Annotated in this window: 4 protein-coding genes; 1 reads left to right on the top strand and 3 read right to left on the bottom strand. The window is 73.9% G+C overall.

All coding sequences use genetic code 11. The annotated features are described in order from the left end of the window. Window positions 1–575: 575 nt before the first annotated feature. From trpA to trpC, 3 genes are read right to left on the bottom strand one after another with little or no spacing between them, the layout of a single operon-like run. On the bottom strand, window positions 576–1,379 hold the full coding sequence (trpA, locus tag HUW36_RS27145) for a tryptophan synthase subunit alpha (protein WP_174530738.1): 804 nt from the start codon (window positions 1,377–1,379) through the stop codon (window positions 576–578). Between the two features lie 4 nt (window positions 1,380–1,383). Continuing rightward, window positions 1,384–2,610, bottom strand: coding sequence for a tryptophan synthase subunit beta (gene trpB, locus HUW36_RS27140; protein WP_098748080.1), 1,227 nt, complete (start codon window positions 2,608–2,610; stop codon window positions 1,384–1,386). Window positions 2,611–2,647: 37 nt separating this feature from the next. Next, on the bottom strand, window positions 2,648–3,451 hold the full coding sequence (gene trpC, locus HUW36_RS27135) for an indole-3-glycerol phosphate synthase TrpC (protein WP_172968088.1): 804 nt from the start codon (window positions 3,449–3,451) through the stop codon (window positions 2,648–2,650). A 474-nt stretch (window positions 3,452–3,925) separates the two neighbouring features. Here trpC and HUW36_RS27130 point away from each other — a divergent pair. Beyond that, a partial coding sequence (locus HUW36_RS27130; protein WP_174530739.1) for a hypothetical protein occupies window positions 3,926–4,126 on the top strand: 201 nt, incomplete at its 3' end.

Genomic DNA, 4,126 nt, shown 5'->3' with positions numbered 1-4,126 from the left:
GGGGCCGGCGCGAGGTGCCGGCCGGCGCGTGGCGAGCCGCCACCGTGGCGGGTCGGGCCGTCGGCGCGACAGGGCCGTCTCGACCGCACGGCCGGGCTGGATCTCTTCCCGGCGCCTGTCGAGCTGATATCAGCAACGACTCGGCGGACGGGCACCTGCACGGGACGGCGGACATCACATGACCGCACCGGACCTGACGCCACCTCGTCGGGCCGGCGGTATCTGGGTGAGGCACGCAGCGCCTTCCCGGCGGGGTGGTGTCGATCGTGCGTATGGAGGCGGCCGGCTGCGCCCCGGGGGGCAGCGCGATATCACGAACGACTCAGCTCGACAGGCGTGCGGCGGGGATGGCCCGAGCTCGGGCGCCGCGGAATCGACGCGCTCGGCGCCAGCCGGACCGGTGTCCGGCGCGAGCGCGGAGACCCGACGGGCGCCCGGCATCAGCCCGACGGGCGCTCGGCATCAGGCCGATGGGCGCCCGGCATCAGGCCGATGGGCGCCCGGCATCAGGCCGATGGGCGCCCGATCCGAGCCGACGCGCGACCGGCACGTGCCGGACGGCCGGCGAGGACGGTTCAGCGGACCGGGTTGCGGACGCCCTCGGCCAGTTCGGCGCTGAGCTTGCGCAACGCGGTGAGGCCCGCGGCCTGGTCCGGGGCGTCGAGCACGCACCGGACGAGCGCGCTGCCCACGATCACCGCGTCGGCGTAGCCGGCGACGGTGGCGGCCTGCGCACCGGTGCCCACGCCCAGTCCGACCCCGACCGGGATGTCGGTGACCTCGCGCAGTCGGGAGACCAGGACCGGGGCGGCCTCGGAGGTATGCGACCGGGCGCCGGTGACGCCCATGATCGCGGTGGCGTAGACGAAGCCACGGCAGTGCTCGACGGTCATCCGCAGCCGCGCGTCGGTGGAGGACGGCGACACCAGGAACGTCCGGTCCAGGCCGTGTGCCTCGGAGGCGGCCAGCCACTCGGCGGCCTCGTCGGGGATCAGGTCGGGCGTGATGAGGCCGGTGCCGCCGGCGGCGGCCATGTCGCGGGCGAACGCGTCCGGGCCGTACTGCTCGATGGGGTTCCAGTAGGTCATCGTCACCACCGACGCCCCGGTCGTGGCGACCGCCTCGACCACGCGCAGCGTGTCGGCGGTGCGTACGCCGCCGGCCAGGGCGATGTCGCTGGCCTTCTGGATGACCGGGCCGTCCATCACCGGGTCGGAGTAGGGGATCTCCACCTCGATGACGTCCACGCCCGCCTCGACCATGGCCTTCATGGCGGCGATGCTGCCCTCGACGGTCGGGAAGCCGGCCGGCATGCAGCCGATCAGCACGGCCCGCCCGTCGGCCCGGGCCTTGTCGAACGCGACCCCGATGCGGCTCACGCTGTCACTCCTTGTCGAGGATGCCGAAGTACGCCCCGGCGGTGTGGACGTCCTTGTCGCCCCGACCGGAGAGGTTGACCACGATCACCGGCTCGCGGCCCAGTTCGGCGGCGAGTTCCGGGGCGATCCGCTTGGCGCCGGCCAGCGCGTGCGCGCTCTCGATCGCCGGGATCACGCCCTCGGTGCGGCAGAGCAGCTCGAACGCGGCCATCGCCTCGGCGTCGTCGACCGGCAGGTAGGTGGCCCGGCCGGTGTCGTGCAGCCAGGCGTGCTCCGGCCCGACGCCCGGGTAGTCCAGACCGGCCGAGATCGAGTGCGACTCGATGGTCTGGCCGTCGGCGTTCTGCAGGACGTACGTGCGGGTGCCGTGCAGCACGCCGGACGAGCCGCCGGTGATGCTGGCCGCGTGCCGGCCGGTCGCGACGCCCTCGCCGCCGGCCTCGAAGCCGTAGAGCCGGACCCCGGTGTCGGGCACGAAGGCGTGGAAGATGCCCAGCGCGTTGGAGCCGCCGCCGACGCAGGCGGCGACCGCGTCCGGCAGCGCGCCAGTCAGGTCCAGGCACTGCTGGCGCGCCTCGACGCCGATGCCGCGCACGAAGTCCCGGACCATCTCCGGGAACGGGTGCGGGCCGGCGGCGGTGCCGATCAGGTAGTGGGTCGTGTCGACGTTGGCGACCCAGTCCCGCATCGCCTCGTTCATCGCGTCCTTGAGCGTGCGCGAGCCGGTCGTCACCGGAACGACGGTGGCGCCGAGCATGCGCATCCGGGCGACGTTGAGCGCCTGTCGCTCGGTGTCCACCTCGCCCATGTAGACCACGCACTCGAGGTCGAACAGCGCGGCGGCGGTGGCGGTGGCCACGCCGTGCTGGCCGGCGCCGGTCTCGGCGATCACCCGCCGCTTGCCCATCCGCCGGGTGAGCAACGCCTGGCCGAGCACGTTGCGGACCTTGTGGGCGCCGGTGTGGTTGAGGTCCTCCCGCTTGAGCAGGATCCGGGCTCCGAGCTGGGCGGACAGGCGCCGGGCCTCGTACAGCTTCGAGGGGGTGCCGGCGTAGTCGCGCAGCAGCGCGTCGAACTCGGCGAGGAACTCCTCGTCGCCCATCGCCTTCCGGTACGCCGCGTCCAGCTCGTCCAGCGCGGCGACCAGCGCCTCGGGAACGAACCGGCCGCCGAACCGGCCGAAGTGGCCGGCGGCGTCGGGGACCTGGCCGGCTGCGGGTGCGGCGCTCATCGCGGGCGTCCTCTCGGGTCGGGTGGCCCGGCGCGGGTCAGCGCACCGGGCGGGGCGTGGCCGGGTGGTTGCCGGCGTTGACCAGCTCGGCGACCGCCTCACGGGGGCTCTTCTGGGTGACCAGTCCCTCGCCCACCAGGACGGCGTCGGCGCCGGCCGAGGCGTAGCGGATCAGGTCGTGCGGACCACGCACGCCGGACTCGGCGATCTTGACGACGTTGCTGGGCAGGCCGGGCGCGATCCGTTCGAACACCGAGCGGTCGACCTCCAGGGTACGCAGGTCGCGGGCGTTGACACCGATCACCTGGGCGCCGGCCTCCAGGGCCCGGTCCGCCTCCTCCTCGGTGTGCACCTCGACGAGCGCGGTCATGCCCAGCGACTCGATCCGCTCCAGCAACCCGACCAGCGCGTTCTGCTCCAGCGCGGCGACGATCAGCAGCACCAGGTCGGCGCCGTGCGCCCGGGCCTCGTGCACCTGGTAGCTGGAGACCACGAAGTCCTTGCGCAGCACCGGCACGTTCACCGCGGCCCGCACCGCGGCCAGGTCGTCCAGCGACCCGCCGAACCAGCGGCCCTCGGTGAGCACGCTGATCGCGCGCGCGCCGCCGGCCGCGTAGTCACCGGCCAGGTCGGCCGGATCGGCGATCTCGGCCAACCGCCCCTTGGACGGCGACGAGCGCTTCACCTCGGCGATCACGGCCACGCCGGGCCGGCGCAGCGCCGCGTACGCGTCGAGCGGCGGCGGCGCGGCCGCGGCCAGCTCGCGGATCCGCTCCAGCGGAACCTGCTCCTGGCGCCGGGCCACGTCCTCACGGACGCCGGCCAGGATCTCGTCGAGCACGCCTGCGGACGGCGCCCCTGCGGCGTCGTCCCCCTCCGCGTGCGCATGCTCAGCAGTCACCAACGGACTCCCCTCTCCGGGTGTCATGGGCCGATGCTAGGGGGCGCCACCTGGCGACACGTGCCGGGGGGTATGGCGCACCTCACCAGACGGGCTGTGGCATGATGGCCGACTTCTGGTGAACGCGGTGTCACGCAGCGCCACCGTGAGTATCGATCGTCGCCCATGCCCTATCTCACCACGGCCGCTGCCGCGCCGCAGCCGGGCCGGGTCCCGGGCGACTGTGACCAAGCTCAAGGACCTCCGCCCCTGCCCAGGTCGCTCCCTCTGTCGGACCGTTGACCTGGGCTTCACGGCGCCGAAACGTGAGCCCGGCAGCATCGTCTCAGGGCAGACTCGACGAGGCGGCTGCCGACCGTCACCAACGAACTCGTGCGGGGTGAACCAGTGAGTGTCAACGGGCCGAGCCAGACCATGGGCCTGACCACCATCTCCCGGACCGTCGCCTCCCTCGCCGTCGGTGTGGTGCACACGCTGGAACGCGCGGTGGCGGGCGACGGCCGCACCCGTACCGCCCGGGGCAACGCCTGGGAGGCGGTCTGCGCCGACCGGGCGCGGGCCGCGCAGCGTCTCGAACTGGAGCGGCTGGTGGCCGAGCTGGCCGCCGCCCGGGCC

Source organism: Micromonospora maritima, from assembly GCF_902825405.1.
Lineage (GTDB): Bacteria > Actinomycetota > Actinomycetes > Mycobacteriales > Micromonosporaceae > Micromonospora > Micromonospora maritima.
This window is presented reverse-complemented; position numbering and strand designations above follow the sequence as displayed.